Source organism: Microbulbifer flavimaris, from assembly GCF_001641755.2.
GTDB lineage: Bacteria > Pseudomonadota > Gammaproteobacteria > Pseudomonadales > Cellvibrionaceae > Microbulbifer > Microbulbifer flavimaris.
Genome location: NZ_LRFG02000008.1, coordinates 43,835 through 61,721 on the forward strand (window position 1 = coordinate 43,835; position 17,887 = coordinate 61,721).

Below are 17,887 nucleotides of genomic sequence, written 5' to 3' on the forward strand. Positions count from 1 at the left end.
TATTCATGAGCTGGAAAGCCCTGCTGGAACTGATCGAGAAAAAGCTGGAAGAGGGCGGCACTGATAGCCGCCGTTTTTTTCATGGCCGCGGCCGTTGCTACGAGGGCCTGGAGCAGGTTTGTGTAGACAGCTTCTACCCGGCAATCCTGGTCACTTTCTTTGAGCCCCACGAGGGAGAGGATGAACTCTGCCAGAGGCTCTGGGAGATGGCAGAGCCCTACGGTTACACGGGCGTGGCGGCGCAACGTCGCTACCTGCAGGGCGCGCCGGTGGAGTGGCCGGCGGGCAAGCCGGTGGCGGCCCCGCTGGCACGGCGCGGAGCGCTGAAATTCCCGCTGACTTTTGCCCGGCAGAATGTCGGTTTCTTCCTGGATATTGAGCCCGGTCGCCGCTGGCTGGAAGAGCAGGTGCACGCCCGAATCAATGCGGGAGAGTCCCTGAAAGTGCTCAACCTGTTTGCATTTACCTGCGCCTTCTCCGTGGTTGCGCGAGCCGCCGGCGAGCTGGAAGTGGTGAATATCGATGTTAACCGCGGGGTGCTGAACCGCGGTCGGGAAAATCACCTCTCCAACAATCTGCCTCTCAAGGGCATCAAGTTTCTGCAGCTCGATGCGTTGCGGGAATTCAACCGCTTCGACCGTCGCGGCCCCTTTCAGCTGGCGATCGTGGATCCGCCCACGCGTCAGAAGGGCCGCTTTGATGTGAGTGAGAACTACGAGAAATTACTGCAGCTGCTGCCGGCCTGCCTGGCCCCCGGGGCTGATCTGTTGATGGTGCTCAACTCACCGGGCCACAGCGAAGCGCATTTCCGCGAAGTGATCGAGAGCGCCGACAGCCGTTACCGGGTAATCGAGCGCTTGCCACAGAACACGGATTTCCCGGATCGGGACCCGGATGCGGCATTGAAAATGCTGCATGTGCGCTTTGAGGGCTAACTGCTGGCTGGTGCTAGTCTCTGAGGCTGGAAAAACTGCTGTGGCGTGCCGGACGCGAGCCCGCTGGCGCGACACGCCGTAAAACCATCCCTGTAGGCTTGTCGGTGAGATCCCTCTCACCGACCGTCCCGCAAGGGGATTCCCGTTCCCGATGCTTCTCGTCGAGTGATGAGGGTTCTACCCAAGATTGTGGCGCTGCGCGAAAGGGGGTCAGGTGGCCAGCGCTGGTTGTCGCTCAACGCGGCCATGCTTCATCAGTTCGACCATCAATGCTTCCAGCTGTGGCGAAGAGCCATTTCTGACCGCGTCGTTGAGGCGGCGCGCATTGCTGATTCCCTCGCTGTCCCGGCTCACCAGCAGCAGAAAACTGTGGTGGGTGAGGGCGGCTTCTTCGATGGCCTCCTGGCGCACCAGCTGGGAAAAGTGGATGTAGCCCGCCTGCCGGAGCCAGGTCATGGCGCCGAGGCAGGCCAGGTGCCGGGGGGAGTGCAGGCCGAACTCGTCTGGCGTGTCCGGCCCGGCGATGTCTTCAACGTATACCGTGGTGGGTGCCGGGAAGGTGCCGAACAGGGCCAACAGGATACGCCCGGCATCGCGGTAGAAGTCGTGTATATGCAAATCGTCCAGCATAGTGTTACATCGGTTCAGGCTGAGTAGCGTTCGAGAAAGGCGCCCAGTCGCTCGATCGAGTGGGACAGGTCGTCGGCACGGGGCAGAAAGACGATGCGCAGGTGGTCGGGCGCATCCCAGTGGAAGGCGGTTCCCTGTACCAGCAGGATTTTTTCCTCGCGCAGAAAATCCAGCACCAGTTGTTCATCGCTCTGGATCTTGTGCTGGTCCAGGTGCAGGCGTGGGAACAGGTAGATGGCGCCCTCCGGTTTGACGCAGCTCACCCCGGGGATTTCGTTCAGCATGCGATAGGCCAGATCTCGCTGCTGGCGCAGCCGGCCACCGGGCAACACCAGGTCATTGATGCTCTGGTAGCCGCCGAGGGCGGTCTGTACCGCGAACATCGCGGGTACATTGCCGCAGAGGCGCATGGAGGAAAGAATGTCCATTCCCTCGATAAAGCCTGTTGCCCGTTGCTTGGCGCCGCTGACCACCATCCAGCCGGAGCGGAAACCCGCCAGGCGATAGGACTTGGACAGGCCATTGAAACTCAGGCAGAGCACGTCCTCCGCCAGGCGGCCCATGGGGATGAACTCGGCATCGTCGTACAGGATCTTGCTGTAAATCTCGTCGGCAAAGATCACCAGGTTGTTGACCCGCGCCAGTTCCACGATCTGCTCCAGCAATTCGCGGGGATACACGGCGCCGGTGGGGTTGTTCGGGTTGATGACCACGATACCGCGGGTACGGGGGGTGATCTTCGACTTGATATCGTCGATATCCGGCAGCCAGCCCGCCTGCTCGTCACAGCGGTAGAGCACCGGGTTGGCCCCGGTAAGATTGGTGGCGGCCATCCACAGCGGGTAGTTGGGCATCGGCAGCAGCAGCTCATCGCCGGTGTTGAGCAGTGCCTGGGTGGCCATGGAAATCAGCTCGGAAACACCATTACCCAGATAGATATCGTCTATATCCACCCCTTCAATGCCGAGGGTCTGGCATTCCTGCATAATGGCTTTGCGTGCCGCAAACAGGCCCTTGGACTCGACATAACCCTGCGCCTCGGCCAGATTGTGAATAACGTCCTGAATGATTTCATCGGGCGCATTGAATCCGAACGGAGCCGGGTTGCCGATATTGAGCTTGAGGATACGATGGCCTTCCTCCTCCATACGGGAGGCCTGCTCCATCACCGGGCCGCGTATTTCATAGCAGACGCCGTGAAGCTTTTCTGACTTGTGAATGTCCTTCATGGTATGGCGGTAACCCTCGGAGGCTTTAACTGCGGAAAAGGCCGAAGGTGGCTCCTACAGCATAGCGATTTTGAGGATGGAGTATGTCAAAAGAGAAAGACGATAACTACTGGCGCGACAAGCTGACCCCGGAAGAATTTCACGTTTGCCGCGAGGCGGGTACCGAGCGGCCCTTCAGTGGCGAGTACTGGGATTGCTTTGAAGATGGCACTTATCGCTGCCGCTGTTGTGGTGAACCCCTGTTTCACTCCGACTCAAAGTTTGACGCCGGCTGCGGCTGGCCCAGTTTTGACACAGAGGTAGCTGCCGGGGTGGTAGCGGAGAGGCCGGATAACAGTCTCGGGATGCAGCGAATTGAGATACTCTGTGCCAAATGTAATAGTCACCTTGGCCATGTGTTTCCAGATGGCCCCACGGAAACCGGTTTGCGCTACTGCGTCAATTCGCTGTCGGTGAAACTGGATCAGGACGAGAGCGCCAGCCAGAGCGGCGACGAGAGCATCAAGAAGGAAGAGGAATAATGAGAAACAGGCACTGGAGTCGCTGGCTCTATCGCGTTCAGTGGTTACTGCTCACCGTAATTTTTCTGGCCGCCGTGGCCCTGCGGCTGGAACTGCTGCATTTCCGTACCGTCTTCAAGGTGTTCCAGTACGCGGGCCTGGCGGCTATTGGCGTTGCGCTGATCAGCATCCTGGTCTTCATCTGGGGGCTGGTGAAACGCCATGCCAGTGCCCGACAGGCCGCCATGTGGGGTACGCTGCTGGGGCTGCTGCCGGTGGCGGTGCCTCTGCTGACCGTGGGGCCCGATAATTTCAAGGTGCCGCCGATCCACGATATCTCCACCGATCTCAAGAACCCGCCTGAGTATCGTGCTGTGGTTTCGCTGAGAGACCCGGGGGACAACAGTGTCGCCTATGACGGCGAGGAGGTGGCGAAGCAGCAGCGGGAAGCGGATATCTACGCGGATATCCAGCCCCTGATGCTAAAGGTTCCGGTAGAGCAGGCGACGGAAATGGCCGCCCGTGTGGCCGAGGAGCTGGGTTGGCGGATTGTCGACCGGGACGACAAGTCCGGACATCTGGAGGCCGTGGACCGGACGCTGTTGCTGGGTTTCAGTGACGATGTGGTCGTGCGGGTGACTGCGACTGAAGATGGCTCCCGGGTCGACGTGCGCTCCAGCTCCCGGGTTGGCTTGAGCGACCTGGGCAAGAATGCCGAGCGCATCCGCGAGTTTCTCTCCGATCTGGAGGCTCGCGCCAAGCAGGCGGGGTAGGGGCAGGGCACTTGTCTCGACGATGCTGGGGAATCGGGTAAGTGCCTGACTATAAAAGAAAAAAATAAGTAAAAAGTTGAGTTGAAGGTGTTGACAGCCTCCCGGGTGCTACATAGAATGCGCCCCACTTCTGACGCAGAGCGGATCTTTAAGACGCCAAGCGACGCCGAAGAAGTCAATCTGGGTCCCCTTCGTCTAGAGGCCTAGGACACCGCCCTTTCACGGCGGTAACAGGGGTTCGACTCCCCTAGGGGACGCCACTGCGGGAATAGCTCAGTTGGTAGAGCGCAACCTTGCCAAGGTTGAGGTCGCCGGTTCGAACCCGGTTTCCCGCTCCAGTTTTCTCGTGGCGATTCGGTGTTAAGTACCGGTTCGATACGAAATGCCAAGGGGCAACCCGAGGCGATGCCACGGCAGTGTGGTAGCGATTGATTACAAGATCAGCGCAAGTTTTCTGTCCCCATCGTCTAGAGGCCTAGGACACCGCCCTTTCACGGCGGTAACAGGGGTTCGACTCCCCTTGGGGATGCCAATGCAGCGGGGTTGCTCAGGCAGCTCCGCGACATAGGATCGCGGGAATAGCTCAGTTGGTAGAGCGCAACCTTGCCAAGGTTGAGGTCGCCGGTTCGAACCCGGTTTCCCGCTCCAAACTAGAAGCCGCTCGAACGAGCGGCTTTTTTAGTGCGAATCGGCCATGCTGGTTCAGCACTGAATGCCGGGGGTATCCCGCGGCGACGCCACGGCAGTGTGGCAGCAACTGGTCCCATGATCAGTGCAAGTTTTCTGTCCCCATCGTCTAGAGGCCTAGGACACCGCCCTTTCACGGCGGTAACAGGGGTTCGACTCCCCTTGGGGATGCCAATGCAGCGGAGTTGCTCAGGCAGCGCCGCGACATAGGATCGCGGGAATAGCTCAGTTGGGTGAGGCAAGAGTTTGCTTCGCGCTGAAGCGAAGCTCGCAGCCGAACGGCGCCAATCTGAGATTGGCGACCGGAAGAGCGCAAGGTAAACAGTGCGCTCCGGGCAAAAGCTGGGATTTTGACCTCCCGGGCGCGCCCAAGGAAAGATTAGGCGGGAATAGCTCAGTTGGGTGAGGCAAGAGTTTGCTTCGCGCTGAAGCGAAGCTCGCAGCCGAACGGCGCCAATCTGAGATTGGCGACCGGAAGAGCGCAAGGTAAACAGTGCGCTCCGGGCAAAGTCTGGGATTCTGACCTCCCGGGCGCGCCCAAGGAAAGATTAGGCGGGAATAGCTCAGTTGGTAGAGCGCAACCTTGCCAAGGTTGAGGTCGCCAGTTCGAACCTGGTTTCCCGCTCCAAAATAAAAAAGCCGCTCCTATGAGCGGCTTTTTTATTTTCAGCCCCTTCTTTCTTCACTCTCCACTTTTACTTGTCGTCATTCTAGCCGGCCGGGTTGTCCTCCGTAGCTTGCCTGGTTGATGCTTATCGGTTGCTTTCGGCGCCTGCCTATACTTACCGCCGAACCTGAATCGCATGGGGTCCCCAGAGGGCGGAATGTTGCCGAGGTGGCAAGGAGGCGGCTTGCAAGCAGTGGAAAGGATTCTGGCAGTTTCCATCCGCATGGTCGGGGCCTGTCTGGCGCTGTTGTGCTCTGCATGTACGACCATGGCGCCGCCGGTGGAACCGCTTGCCAGCTGGAATCCCGAGCGCAACGTCGAAGTGCGTAAAAGGTTGATGGGGGATCGTTCCCGGGACATCGCGATCCTGCTGGCATTCTCCGGCGGGGGGACGCGGGCTGCAGCATTCTCATATGGTGTCTTGAAGGAGCTGGATAACACGCCAGTGCAGACGGCGCGTGGCAAGCGCTCGATGCTGACGGAAGTGGATATGATTTCCTCCGTATCTGGTGGCAGCTTTACCGCCGCGTATTATGGCCTCTACGGCCACGGGATTTTTGAAGATTTTGAGCAGCGCTTTCTTCGCGCGGATATTCAGGGGGCCCTGCTCAGCCAGACGCTGAGCCCCTCCAACTGGCGCCGGCTTGCCAGTCCGAGGTTCGGCCGTGCGGATCTGGCAGCGGAATACTACGACCAGATTCTGTTTGGTGGCGCGCCTCTGTCTGCCCTGGAGCGACCCGGTGCGCCCTGGATAGTGATCAACAGCACCGACCTGACCACGGGTATGCGCGTGCCCTTTGTCCAGGAAATGTTCGATCTCTTGTGTATCGATGTTGGTGAGTATCCCGTTTCCCGTGCGGTCGCCGCATCCTCTGCGGTGCCCATTGTCTTCTCGCCAATCGCGGCGGAGAATCACGCTGGTCGCTGTGGATTTCGCCCGCCGGAATGGATCAATAGCGCACTGGAAGAGGACCGGCTGACGTCACAGAAGATCGTCGCACGCAACCTTAGGGGGTACCTGGACCGTGAACGGCGTCCGTGGTTGCACCTGGTGGATGGTGGTATCTCAGACAATCTGGGCTTGCGCAGTTATTACCGCACACTGACAGTGACGGCTGAGCCCGTAGGTAGCAGTTACCTGCTACCACACCTGAATGCGCAGCACGTGCTGGTGATACTGGTCAATGCCAATGCCCATCCCCATCATGACTGGGCCAGAGACCAGGATTCTCCGCCATTGCTCGAGGTGGCCAGCAGTGTCAGCGGCAGCCAGATCAGCCGTACCAGTGATGACACCATCCTGCTGACCCGCAAGACGTTTGAGCGCTGGGTGGAGGAGAACGATTCTCCCGAAAGACCCGTAAGTTTTCATTTTGTCGAAGTGAGCTTTGACCGGGTCAGGAATATGAGCGAGCAGGCGTTCCTGAATAATATCGACACCACCTTTCGCCTGACGGATGAAGAGGTCGACCGCCTGATCGCCGCCGGGCAGGAGGTCTTGTCCCAATCCAGTGTCTACCGGGATTTCGTGCGGCTGATCCAGGGGGCGGATTGAGTGACCGGAATTCCCATGCCGCTCAAGCGGCAATCTCCCCATGGTTTGTCCGGTTGCATTATGTGGGGTAAGCGCGTTGAATATGCGGCCTCAAACCCGGGAGGAAGTGATGACAGCAGCGCTCTCCATTAGCAATCTGCAGAAAACCTATGACAACGGTTTCCAGGCACTGAAAGGCATCAGTTTTGATGTCCAGCCCGGGGACTTCTTTGCCCTGCTGGGCCCAAATGGCGCCGGCAAGTCCACCACCATTGGCATTATCTGCTCGCTGGTGCGCAAGACCGGCGGCAGTGTGTCGATTTTCGGGGTGGATATTGACAAGGATTTTGCCGCCGCCAAGCAGATGCTGGGCGTAGTGCCGCAGGAGTTCAACTTCAGCCAGTTCGAGAAGGTATTCGATATCGTTGCCACCCAGGGTGGTTTCTACGGTATGCCCAGGGCGTTGGCGGAGGAGCGTACCGAGAAGTACCTCAAGCAGCTGGGTCTTTGGGACAAGCGCAGTACCCAGGCGCGTATGCTCTCAGGCGGCATGAAGCGCCGCCTGATGATCGCCCGTGCGCTGATCCATGAACCAAAGCTGCTGATCCTCGATGAGCCAACCGCCGGGGTGGATATCGAGCTGCGCCGCTCCATGTGGACCTTCCTGGAGGAGATCAACCGCCAGGGCACCACCATCATCCTCACTACCCACTACCTGGAGGAGGCGGAGAGCCTGTGCCGGAATATCGCCATTATCGATAAAGGGGATATCGTCGAAAACACCTCCATCCGCTCGCTCCTGAAGACCCTGAACCGGGAGGTGTTTATTCTCGATGTGCGCGACCCACTGGAGGCCTGCCCGGACCTGGGGGGTTTTGACGGCCGCCTGGTTGATGAAAACAGCCTCGAAGTCACGGTAGAGAAGGGGCAGTCGCTCAACGACCTGTTCACCCGCCTTGGCGAACAGGGGGTGGCGGTGGTGAGTATGCGCAACCGCGCCAACCGGCTGGAGGAGCTGTTTGTTTCGCTGCTGGCCGAAGCCGAGAAGGAGGGCACCGAATGATGAGCCCACATACACTCTGGACCGCGTTTGCCACTATTTTCCGTCGCGAGGTGCGTCGCTTTACCCGTATCTGGCCGCAAACACTGGTGCCGCCAGTGATTACCATGTCTCTGTATTTCGTAATCTTCGGCTCCCTGATCGGCCGTCGCATCGGTGAAATGGGCGGTTTTTCCTATATGGAGTTTGTAGTGCCCGGCCTGATCATGATGGCGGTCATCACCAACTCTTATTCCAACGTGGCGTCCTCATTTTACAGCGCCAAGTTTCAGCGCAACGTCGAGGAGCTGCTGGTTGCGCCTATCCCCAACTGGGTCATCATGGCCGGCTATGTGCTCGGGGGTGTTGCCCGCGGCCTGATTGTGGGCTTCGTCGTGACGGTAATCGCTCTGCTGTTTACCGCGCTGGAGGTGCAGCATCTGGCACTGACGATTGCCATCGTGTTCATGGCGGCAGTGCTGTTTTCCCTGGCGGGCTTCATCAATGCAATCTTCGCCAACAGCTTCGATGATATATCCATCATCCCGACTTTTGTGCTGACGCCGCTGACATATCTGGGTGGGGTGTTTTACTCCATCGAGCTTCTGTCGCCATTCTGGCAGGGGCTGTCCAAGCTCAATCCGGTGCTCTACATGGTGAATGCCTTCCGCTATGGCGTGCTGGGTGTCTCGGATATCAACGTCGCCTGGGCCTTTGTCGGGGTGCTAGTTTTTATTGCGCTGCTGTTTGGCTGGGGCCTCCACCTGATGAGCCATGGCAAGCGCCTGCGCCATTAAGCGGCATGTAACGGCATGTAACGGAAGGTAATCATGGATCGCGAAGACTGGAAGGGGCTGCCCCTGGGGCAGGAAACAGAGTACGAGTCCCGGTATAACCCCGGCCTGCTGCACCCCATTGAGCGGGCCGTTTCCCGGGCGCACCTGGGCCTTGCGGGTGAAACGCTGCCCTTTTCCGGTGTGGACGAGTGGTGGGGCTTCGAGCTGTCCTGGCTGAACAGTAAGGGCGTACCCCAGGTGGCTGTGGGCAGGTTTACCTTCCCGCACAACAGCCCTGCCATGGTGGAATCCAAGTCGTTCAAGCTCTACCTCAATTCTCTCAATCAGTCCGAGTTCTCTGACTGGGAGCGGGTGCGTGAGACTCTTGAGCGGGACCTCAGTGCGGCATCGGGCGGACAGGTGTCGGTGGTGCTCTACGATGTGGAGAACGCGGTTCTGGCGGTGGAGAAGCCGGAGGGGTTCTGTCTCGACCAGCTCGATATAGAGACGCGCCAGTATCAGCCTGATGCGACGCTTCTCAAGCTGGACCAGCAGCGTGACACAGTGAGTGAGACCCTCTACAGCCACCTGCTGCGCAGTAATTGCCCGGTTACCGGTCAGCCGGACTGGGCTACCGTCTGCATCGACTATCGTGGTCCCGCCCTGGATCGGGAGGCAGTGCTGGCCTACGTTATCTCGTTCCGCGAGCATCAGGATTTTCACGAGCACTGTGTCGAGCGAATGTTCTGCGACCTGCAGAAGCTGGGTGCATTCGAAAAACTGACGGTTTGCGCGCGTTATACACGTCGCGGTGGGCTCGACATCAACCCGCTGCGCACGACTCTTGCCGAGAAAAGCCTCCCTCCTCGATTTGCACGGCAGTAACGGCGCCTGGGTTCTCAGGCGTCTCTTATTCTCAACAACAGGCCCTGCCTGCCCCAGGCGCGGAAGCAGCCTCCGGCACCATGCCGTTCCACCGACTAGGCTTGCAGCAATAGTTTGGTTTGGCTGGCGGGGTGACCGTAATGAGTGAGGCAAGGACTTCCGGGAGAACCATCACGGTTCTCGGCGTGGTGACAATCATTCTGGGGGTTTGCGTGCTGCTGGCGCCGAGCCTGACCGGCTTTTCGATCGCCTTGTTGATCGGAATGCTGGTGCTGGTTGGCGGCGTGTTCAGGCTGGTTTGGGCACTCCGGGCGGGCAGTTTTGGCAAGGGCGCGCTGGGTATTGCCCTTGGACTGCTCACCATTCTGGCCGGGATTATTCTGCTCACCAATCCGGTGCTATTGTCGGGAATGCTGACGATCCTGCTCGCGGTCTACTTCATCGTCGATGGCATAGCGGAGCTCGCGGCCGGGTTGGGCACGGCGGGGGCTGGGGGCCGGGGGTGGCTGATTTTCGGCGGCATTGTTTCCATCCTGCTGGGGATCATGCTCTGGGCCCAGTTCCCATTCTCCGGTGTCTGGGCACTGGGTATTCTGTTCGGCATCAAGCTGTTCTTCGTTGGCATGATCATGATCGCCGGAGGGCGGGCATTGCGGACATAACCGACTGCTGATGTCTCTCTGGCCTGTCGTACGATTTTGTCTTGCCTGTCTGTTGGGGGTGGTGTTTACCCTCATAGTCGGCTTCGCCCTCTACATCGGCCGTCTGCCCGAGTTGCAGATCTGGCACACGACGCCCCTCGATGAGGAATTCACTGAGCGGGCCGACATCAGCACCCTCACGGAGTACCTTGACCTGGAGCAGCGGCTCTTCGCTCAGCTCGATCGGGAGATATACCAGCGTACCCCACCCGCCGGACCAACCACCCTGAACCGATTTCAGCGCGACAGCCTTGCCGACCCGGCGCGCTGGCCGCGCAACTGGAACCGGACCTTCCTGCTGGAGACGCGGAGTCCGAGGGCCATGGTCCTGCTGCTGCACGGCCTCACGGATGCCCCCTACAGCCTGAGGCAAATGGGAGAACGCTTGCACGCGGCAGGAGCCACCGTACTGGGGCTGCGTATTCCAGGGCATGGCACGGCGCCATCTGGCCTGGTATCGGTCAGCTGGCAGGACATGGCCGCCGCTGTCCGGATTGCCACGGCGCATCTCGCTGCTGAGGGGGCAGGGCGGCCACTTTACATTGTCGGCTACTCAAACGGTGCCGCACTCGCCGTCCATTATGCGCTGGCGGCGCTCGAGGAGCCGACCCTGCCACAGGTGGAGAAGCTGGTGCTGATCTCGCCGGAAATCGGCGTCGCACCTGCGGCGGCGCTGGCGATCTGGCAGGCCCGTCTCGGGGATCTGCTCGGAATTGAAAAACTCCAGTGGAACGGTGTGGCAGCGCTCGAGTACGAGCCGTTCAAGTACGGCTCCTTTGCGGTCAATGGCGGCGTGCTGTCTCACGAGATAACCGCGGAAATCAGGCGTCGTGTACGATCCCTGGCAGGCAGTGGAGCACTTGCCCGGATGCCGCGGATACTGTCGTTTTCATCGCTGATCGATGCCACAGTCGAGGCGCCGGACCTGGTGGAGCACCTCTACAACCAGCTGCCGGCAGGAGGTCACGAGCTGGTGCTGTTTGATGTGAACCGCCAGGCGGGTATCGAACATCTGCTGAGCTGGAAGCCCGATCGTATGATCAAGGCGCTTCGGGCGGTGGAGGACAGGACGTACACCCTGACAGTGGTGACCAACCGCAGCGCCGATTCGTCGCGAATCGAAGCGCGCAGCTGGCTCCCGGGGGAGCAGGAATCGGCAAGTATCCCCCTGGACCTGGAGTGGCCGGAGAGTACCTACTCACTTTCCCATGTTGCCCTGCCTTTCCCGCCGGACGATTCCATTTATGGAGGCTATCCCGGTGGGCCGGGCTCGAGTGTTCGGCTCGGTAATCTGGCCCTGCGTGGCGAGCGGGGCGCGCTTGTAATCGGAGCGTCGACGCAGCTGCGCTTGCGCTGGAACCCGTTTTACTCGTGGATGGAGGACCGATCAGTGGAGTTTTTGCAGCTGGACTGATCTGCCAGCTCGCCAACCGCTTCCCGACGCGAGTGAGCTGACAGAGGGGCGGGGATCAGATGATGACTTTTTTCTTCAGTGTCTCCGCCGCTTTCTCCAGCGAGCGCAGCACCTTTTCCCGGTCGTAATTGCGGATCTTGTCGGTATCCATATGCATGGAGAAACCGGGTGCGTGTTCCTCCAGGTAGCTCTGCTGCCCACCCAGGTTCTTGCGCAGGTCGGTGACCTGATAGACCTTCACCGGCGTGCTGAAGCCTTTTACGTTTACCAGGCCGCGGTCACGGCACATGACCGAGTGCTTGATCAATGCCCAGGTCTCGTGGCTGATCAGGATCTCCCCGGGCTGCGCAGCGCCTTCAAGCCGCGCGGCGAGGTTCACATGGGTGCCCATTACGGTGTAGGACTGGTGGTTGGCCGTGCCGAAAATCCCCACGGTGCAGTAGCCGGTGTTGATGCCCATGCGCACCTGCAACGGACGGGAGATGCCCTTGTTGTACCACTCCTGCTTCATTTCGGTGACGCGCTTGCGCATGGCCAGGGCCATGGCGACACAGCGCAGGGCATCGGACTTGGGGCCCTTGCTCTCGTCGTCCCCGAATACCACCATCACCGCATCGCCGATGAACTTGTCGATGGTGCCGCCGTATTGCCCGGCGATACGGGCCATTTCCGACAGGTAGCCGTTCAGCAGCTCGGTAAAAGTCTCGGCCTCCAGCTCCTCGGTCAGCTGGCTGAAATCCTTGATATCAGAAAAGAACACCGTCAGCAGCTTGCGCTCGGTAACAAGCTCATTTTCCTTGCCGTTGGTCACTGCCCGCCAGAGGCGCTGGGGCAGGTACTTGGAGAGCTTGTAGGTGCGCATCTTGCTCACGTGCTGCTCGGCTGACAGAGTGCGGTTCTCCTGCTTCAGTGTCGAGATCTGCTTGTGGGTATAGAAGGCGTGCGCGCAGAAATAGGTAAAGACACCGATCAGGCTGGCAGCGCTGATGGTCAGATCCGCATTCACGACCATGGCCGGCTCGTGGATCAGGTAGCCGGACCCGACCCCCAGCAGCAGCCCGGTATTGTGTTCAAACCAGCGCCGTCCGCCCCCCGCCGTGAGGGCATTGAACTGCACCATGGTCACGAACAGCAGGGTAGGGAGCAGATTGAAGTTGGCCAGCGCGATAGCAACGCCAATCAGGGTGGCATCGGTGAAAGACAACCAGCGCTGCACCACCGCAGCGTTCTCGGTGGAAGCGCGGCTGGAAATACGGAAAGCCAGCCCGATATACACCAACAGCAACCCTGCCATGCCCAGGGTGATGCTCTTGTCCAGGTTCCACGGCGCTGACCAGTTGACTGCATTTAAGAGGGTGCCCGCCGCGGCGAAACAGATAAGAGCGCGGAAATAGAACGGATAACGGGAATCGACGTTCCGCCGGGATGCTTCCACTGGCCGGTTCTGCATTGGTATTTCTTTGTCCGATATGTGCAGATAGAGATCGAAGGCTGGCGCCCTCGATGGGGACATGCCCCGGATTTATTCTTGTGGTGCCGTTCACAGACAGCTGCCCAAGTTTACTCCGGGCGCGATGATAATGCGACAGGGCTGTCGTCTCTGGTCAAAAACGGACAGATCTGTGAGGTCCCCGCCGCCATGCAGTAGAATGCGCCCCCTGAATGACAAGTTGATGTAAAGGGGGAGAGACCGATGGACGCCCTGGAGGCCCTTCATAACCGCGTATCCGTGGGAAAACTGACCGACCCCGCCCCCAGCGAGGCGCAGCGGGAGAACATATTCCGTGCCGCCCTACGCGCCGCGGACCACGCCGCCCTGCGCCCCTGGCGCTTCCTGCAGGTGGAGGGCGAGGCCCGACGGCACCTGGGTGAGCTGTTCCTCCGCGCCGCAGAGGCCGAGAGCGACACCCCCCTGCCAGCGGACAAGCGTGACAAGACTCGGGCCATGCCCCTGCGGGCGCCCTTGATCCTGGTGGCCATCACCTGCCTTAAGGAGCATCCCAAGGTGCCCCATCACGAACAGCACCTCTCTACCGCTGGCGCGGTCCAGGCCATGCTGACCGCCGCCTTCGCCGAGGGCGTCGGGGCCTACTGGCGCACCGGTCCGCTCGCCTACAATCCGGTAGTGGCAGAGGGCCTGGGACTGGCGGAGAACGAGCGCATCGACGGCTTCATCTACCTGGGCACCCCGGGCAAAGCCCCCCGCCGGGCCCCGGAACTGGCCACCGGCGACTTTTTTTCGCACTGGAATGCCCCCTAAGGGTTGCACCCCGCGCCGGCTTTCTGTAAAGTGCGCGCTCGCTGGACGGGACGTATGTTCCTGATTAGCAAAGCAATTTTCCCCGGCGAGCATCGCGGGAGGAAAGTTGAGGCAGACGTGCCGGGCACCTGGGCGTGCTCAAAACGTGACAATCAGTTTCGGTGAGGTGTCCGAGTGGTCGAAGGAGCACGCCTGGAAAGTGTGTATGTCGAAAGGCATCGAGGGTTCGAATCCCTCCCTCACCGCCATTAAACAAAAAAGCCCGGCAAATGCCGGGCTTTTTTGTTTAATCGTGGCGAGGGGGATCTGGATGAGGACCCCGTTCGAGCCGGAGGCAGCGAAGCTGCCGGAGACCAGCGAGCGCAGCGAAGCTAATCCCTCCCAAATCTTCACCCTGAACTTACTCTGTGCTCAACCGTACTCTTCTGTCTAACCGCATTACAGGCGGGCGAGAACCCTCGCGGTTCGACCAACTCGCGCAGCGAGTTGGGACCGAGGCGCAGCCGAGCCCGCAGGGTCAAAGCACGCTTCAGCGTGGTTTGAGTCCATCCCTCCCGTATTCTCACTCCGAACCTGATCATTGCACTCGCCGGCCTCTTGTCTAACCGCATTACAGGCGGGCGAGAACCCTCGCGGTTCGACCATCTCGCGCAGCGAGTTGGGACCGAGGCGCAGCCGAGCCCGCAGGGTCAAAGCACGCTTCAGTGTGGTTTGAGTCCATCCCTCCCGTATTCTCACTCCGAACCTGATCATTGCACTCGCCGGCCTTTTGTCTAACCGCATTGCTGGCGGGCGAGAACCCTCGCGGTTCGACCAACTCGCGCAGCGAGTTGGGACCGAGGCAAAGCCGAGCCCGCAGGGTCAAAACACGCCAACGCATATTTTGCGTCCATCCCACCCGGTTCCCATCAACAGGCAAAACCCAGCTGGCGCTTTTCTCCTCTTTTCCTCCATGGCCGTAAAAAACCTCTAGCCATCCTCCCCTGGTTTTCCCTGCTCCCTCGCGGGCCTGCGCGGACGGTAATGCCGACGGCGCTTGATCTAGATCAGAGAAGCGACATTTACGCGACAGCAATAGGGTGCAATGTCTCCTGACCCCTCGCTCTTTGGATTATGCTGGCCTGTATAACACGGTGGCCTGACGTGCTCGGGCTAAGAGCGTATAAACGATAGCGAGAACTGCCGGGAGCTTCCTATGGGCCAGGAAATAGCCAGCACAGAATTCAATGAAGCGGACGAAGAGGAATTTCGGCGCCGGCTCCGTGAAGAGACCAATATTCTCAACCGCTGGTTCAAACAGGGGCGGTTCGAGGTGCCGGAGAGTCCCATGTGTGGGCTGGAGCTCGAAGGTTGGCTCACGGACAGCGATTTCGTGCCAGCACCGGAGAGTGAGGCATTTCTCACTGAGGTAAACGATGAGCTGGTGGTACCGGAAATCTCGCGTTTCAATTTTGAGCTGAATAGTATCCCGGCCAAAATTGGTAACACCGTATTCAGCGACTTGAACCGCAGCCTGTCGGCACTCTGGAAGCGCTGTACCCGACAGGCTGAGTCGATGGGGTTGCGAGCCATCGCGATCGGCTCACTACCCACCATCCGCGCCAATATGCTCACGCTGGAGCACATCTATCCGAGCAAGAGATACTTTGCCCTGAACAATCGGGTGATGGAGTTGCGGCGCAATCAGCCGACGGTGCTGTCCCTGGAGGGCAAGGAGGTGCTGCGGGTCTCCCATCCGGACATCATGCTCGAGGCCGCAGCGACTTCCGTACAGGTGCACTTGCAGGTTGCACTTGCCGAAGGCAAGCGGTTCTTCAATGCATCCACCATTGCCTCGCCGTTCATGGCTGCCGTTGCGGCCAATTCCCCGTTCCTGTACGGCAAGGCACTCTGGAGCGAGACCCGCATCCCGATCTTCGAACAGGCAGTCAATCTGGGCAGTTTCCGTAACCTGGATGGCTCGGTGGCGAAGCGGGTTTCCCTTGGCAATGGCTATGTGCGCGAATCCCTGTTGGAGCTGTTCCTGGAGAACCTGGACGGTTACCCGGTGTTGCTGCCGGACAACTACGACCGCACCCCGGAGGAGCTCAGCCACCTGCGACTGCACAACGGCACCATCTGGCGCTGGAACCGGCCGCTGATCGGAATCAGCAGCGACGGTACACCGCACCTGCGCATCGAGCACCGGGTTCCGTCATCAGGGCCCTCAATGCCCGATGTGGTTGCCAATACGGCGTTCTTCCTCGGACTGGCTACCTATCTCGCGCGCATGCCCGAGGTGCCGGAAGACCGGCTATCGTTTGCGGCGGTGAAAAGGAATTTCTTCCAGGCGTGCAAGTACGGCCTGAATGCCGAGATCGAATGGATTGATGGCAAAGTCTGGAACCTGCAGAGACTGGTGCTGGACGAATTGATCACTCCGGTGGAAGAGGCATTGGCTTCGCTGGATGTGGATCAGGACGACATTTACAAGTACATCTCCAGAATCATGCGGCCGCGGCTGATCAGTGGCCAGAATGGTTCCAACTGGCAGCGCGCGTACGTGAATACCCATGGGCCCAACTTCCAGCGGTTACTGGAAGCGTATTATCAGTATCAGAAGCAGGACATTCCGGTGCATGAATGGCGAAGTGAAGCTTAATTTTATTGAGGCACTGCCGGAGGCCTTTTTCGAAATCGACCATCCCGGCGAGCTGATCAACGTTTTTGACGGGCCCACGCTGATATCGCTGGAGGGGGCTGCCAGTGAACCGCTGATGATCAGCACGCTGCTACACGGTAATGAGACCACGGGTTTCTACGCTCTGCAGCAATTGCTGAGGCGCTACCAGGGCCGTCTGCCGCGCTCGCTGCTGATTTTCTTTGGCAACGTCCAGGCCGCGTCGGAGGGGGTCAGGCATCTTCCCGGTCAGCCGGATTTCAACCGAATCTGGGGCGGTGGGGAGTTCCCCGAAGCGCGAATGGCACGCCAGGTGCTTGAATATGCGCGCCGTCGACAGGTAATCGCCAATGTTGATATCCACAACACGACCGGGCGAAACCCCTACTACGCCTGTGTGAATCGAACCTCAGAGGACTTTCTGCGCCTTGCTACGGGCTTTACCGATATCGTGATCTATTTTACCGAGCCCCACGAGGTGAATTCGAACGCGTTCGCCAAGATTTGCCCCTCCGTCACCCTGGAATGTGGCCTGCCAGGTGTCCCGGAGGGGGTCGCTCATCTTTACCAGTATCTGGAGAAGCTACTGCTCACCGTGGGGTGCGATGAAAAGACTACAGGGGATTGCCGCATCTACCATACGGTTGCCCGCCTGAAACTGCCTTACTACTGCAAGTTTGACTTTGAATTCGAGGAGTATACAGAGAGCGACTTTTCGTTTACGCAGTCATTTGACCACTTCAACTTCCAGCGTATCAGCAAAGGCACTGTCATTGCGTATACGCGCCGTAACGGGCCCCACCTGGCGGTACTGGATAATCATGACAGGCTGGTAACGGAGAAGTACTTTGCGTTCGAGGATGGCAAAGTGATCGCCCTGCAGGATCTTATACCTTCCATGTTTACCACGGTGAAGGATGTGGCGCGGGAGGATTCGCTCGGATACCTGATGGAGCCTTATTCGGGAGAATAGGGGGGCTTCACTGGCAGACAATGTATTCTCTTGGGGGAGTATTTAACCCTAGTCCTTGGCAGGGCTCCGGCCACAATTCAAAGTGCAGGTAGAGTGCAGGTCTGGTAGGCGAAAAGCCACGCCTCACTAACTACCTCTCTTCATCTTCCGCTCTATCTCTCCCTCGCAGGCTGCCAGTGGGCTTGATAGCCGCACGGCAGCACTATTTCATAAGGTCGTGCGATT

Annotated in this window: 16 protein-coding genes and 7 tRNA genes; 20 read left to right on the plus strand and 3 right to left on the minus strand. The window is 59.4% G+C overall.

Annotated features, from left to right (window positions below; translation table 11 throughout):
• Positions 1-5: 5 nt before the first annotated feature.
• Complete coding sequence (locus tag AWR36_RS15570; protein ID WP_067087415.1) at positions 6-935, plus strand: class I SAM-dependent methyltransferase; 930 nt, start codon at positions 6-8, stop codon at positions 933-935.
• 210 nt (positions 936-1,145) lie between these two features.
• On the opposite strand, the gene AWR36_RS15575 is transcribed toward AWR36_RS15570, so the two are convergent.
• Positions 1,146-1,565: a hypothetical protein gene (locus AWR36_RS15575; protein WP_067087253.1), complete on the minus strand. Its 420-nt coding sequence runs from the start codon at positions 1,563-1,565 to the stop codon at positions 1,146-1,148.
• Positions 1,566-1,579: 14 nt separating this feature from the next.
• Positions 1,580-2,794: a pyridoxal phosphate-dependent aminotransferase gene (locus AWR36_RS15580; protein ID WP_067087257.1), complete on the minus strand. Its 1,215-nt coding sequence runs from the start codon at positions 2,792-2,794 to the stop codon at positions 1,580-1,582.
• 83 nt (positions 2,795-2,877) lie between these two features.
• Between AWR36_RS15580 and msrB the strand changes: the two genes are divergently transcribed.
• The 14 genes from msrB to AWR36_RS15650 all read left to right on the plus strand — a co-directional run bounded on the left by msrB (position 2,878) and on the right by AWR36_RS15650 (position 11,770).
• Positions 2,878-3,315, plus strand: a complete 438-nt coding sequence (msrB, locus tag AWR36_RS15585; RefSeq protein ID WP_067087260.1) for a peptide-methionine (R)-S-oxide reductase MsrB — start codon at positions 2,878-2,880, stop codon at positions 3,313-3,315.
• Positions 3,315-4,067 carry a DUF1499 domain-containing protein gene (locus tag AWR36_RS15590; protein ID WP_067087263.1) on the plus strand — a complete coding sequence of 251 codons (753 nt, stop codon included), beginning with the start codon at positions 3,315-3,317 and terminating at the stop codon, positions 4,065-4,067. Before msrB ends, AWR36_RS15590 begins: the two co-directional genes overlap by 1 nt.
• Positions 4,068-4,251: 184 nt before the next feature.
• Positions 4,252-4,327 (plus strand) — tRNA-Glu (locus tag AWR36_RS15595).
• Positions 4,328-4,329: 2 nt separating this feature from the next.
• Positions 4,330-4,405, plus strand: a tRNA-Gly gene (locus tag AWR36_RS15600).
• Between the two features lie 118 nt (positions 4,406-4,523).
• Positions 4,524-4,599, plus strand: a tRNA-Glu gene (locus tag AWR36_RS15605).
• Between the two features lie 40 nt (positions 4,600-4,639).
• A tRNA-Gly gene (locus AWR36_RS15610) sits at positions 4,640-4,715 on the plus strand.
• A 137-nt stretch (positions 4,716-4,852) separates the two neighbouring features.
• Positions 4,853-4,928 (plus strand) — tRNA-Glu (locus tag AWR36_RS15615).
• Positions 4,929-5,306: 378 nt separating this feature from the next.
• A tRNA-Gly gene (locus AWR36_RS15620) sits at positions 5,307-5,382 on the plus strand.
• 232 nt (positions 5,383-5,614) lie between these two features.
• The gene (locus tag AWR36_RS15625) at positions 5,615-6,976 is read left to right on the plus strand and encodes a patatin-like phospholipase family protein (RefSeq protein ID WP_231745373.1); all 1,362 of its coding nucleotides are present in this window, start codon (positions 5,615-5,617) and stop codon (positions 6,974-6,976) included.
• Positions 6,977-7,085: 109 nt separating this feature from the next.
• The gene (locus AWR36_RS15630; RefSeq protein WP_067087270.1) at positions 7,086-8,018 is read left to right on the plus strand and encodes an ABC transporter ATP-binding protein; all 933 of its coding nucleotides are present in this window, start codon (positions 7,086-7,088) and stop codon (positions 8,016-8,018) included.
• Positions 8,018-8,791 (plus strand): ABC transporter permease, encoded by a 774-nt coding sequence (locus AWR36_RS15635; RefSeq protein ID WP_067087418.1) that lies wholly within the window; start codon positions 8,018-8,020, stop codon positions 8,789-8,791. Before AWR36_RS15630 ends, AWR36_RS15635 begins: the two co-directional genes overlap by 1 nt.
• A gap of 33 nt (positions 8,792-8,824) precedes the next feature.
• A complete protein-coding gene (gene queF / locus AWR36_RS15640) occupies positions 8,825-9,655 on the plus strand; it encodes an NADPH-dependent 7-cyano-7-deazaguanine reductase QueF (RefSeq protein ID WP_067087274.1) in 831 nt (276 codons plus the stop codon).
• Positions 9,656-9,795: 140 nt separating this feature from the next.
• Positions 9,796-10,317: an HdeD family acid-resistance protein gene (locus AWR36_RS15645; RefSeq protein ID WP_067104748.1), complete on the plus strand. Its 522-nt coding sequence runs from the start codon at positions 9,796-9,798 to the stop codon at positions 10,315-10,317.
• A 61-nt stretch (positions 10,318-10,378) separates the two neighbouring features.
• On the plus strand, positions 10,379-11,770 hold the full coding sequence (locus tag AWR36_RS15650) for an alpha/beta hydrolase (RefSeq protein WP_176491158.1): 1,392 nt from the start codon (positions 10,379-10,381) through the stop codon (positions 11,768-11,770).
• Positions 11,771-11,825: 55 nt separating this feature from the next.
• Here the strand turns inward: AWR36_RS15650 and AWR36_RS15655 are convergent, their stop codons facing one another.
• Positions 11,826-13,220, minus strand: a complete 1,395-nt coding sequence (locus AWR36_RS15655) for an adenylate/guanylate cyclase domain-containing protein (RefSeq protein WP_067087285.1) — start codon at positions 13,218-13,220, stop codon at positions 11,826-11,828.
• A gap of 243 nt (positions 13,221-13,463) precedes the next feature.
• Here AWR36_RS15655 and AWR36_RS15660 point away from each other — a divergent pair, with 243 nt between their 5' ends.
• From AWR36_RS15660 to AWR36_RS15680, 5 genes are all read left to right on the plus strand, one after another.
• Positions 13,464-14,030 carry a nitroreductase family protein gene (locus tag AWR36_RS15660; protein ID WP_067087288.1) on the plus strand — a complete coding sequence of 189 codons (567 nt, stop codon included), beginning with the start codon at positions 13,464-13,466 and terminating at the stop codon, positions 14,028-14,030.
• Between the two features lie 160 nt (positions 14,031-14,190).
• Positions 14,191-14,278: transfer RNA gene (locus AWR36_RS15665), tRNA-Ser, on the plus strand.
• On the plus strand, positions 14,236-14,463 hold the full coding sequence (locus AWR36_RS15670) for a hypothetical protein (RefSeq protein ID WP_082679651.1): 228 nt from the start codon (positions 14,236-14,238) through the stop codon (positions 14,461-14,463). The genes AWR36_RS15665 and AWR36_RS15670 overlap by 43 nt, the downstream gene beginning before the upstream one ends.
• Positions 14,464-15,225: 762 nt before the next feature.
• The gene (locus tag AWR36_RS15675; RefSeq protein ID WP_067087293.1) at positions 15,226-16,671 is read left to right on the plus strand and encodes a glutamate-cysteine ligase family protein; all 1,446 of its coding nucleotides are present in this window, start codon (positions 15,226-15,228) and stop codon (positions 16,669-16,671) included.
• Positions 16,661-17,662 (plus strand): M14 family metallopeptidase, encoded by a 1,002-nt coding sequence (locus tag AWR36_RS15680; protein WP_176491159.1) that lies wholly within the window; start codon positions 16,661-16,663, stop codon positions 17,660-17,662. The genes AWR36_RS15675 and AWR36_RS15680 overlap by 11 nt, the downstream gene beginning before the upstream one ends.
• The last annotated feature ends 225 nt before the right edge of the window (positions 17,663-17,887 follow it).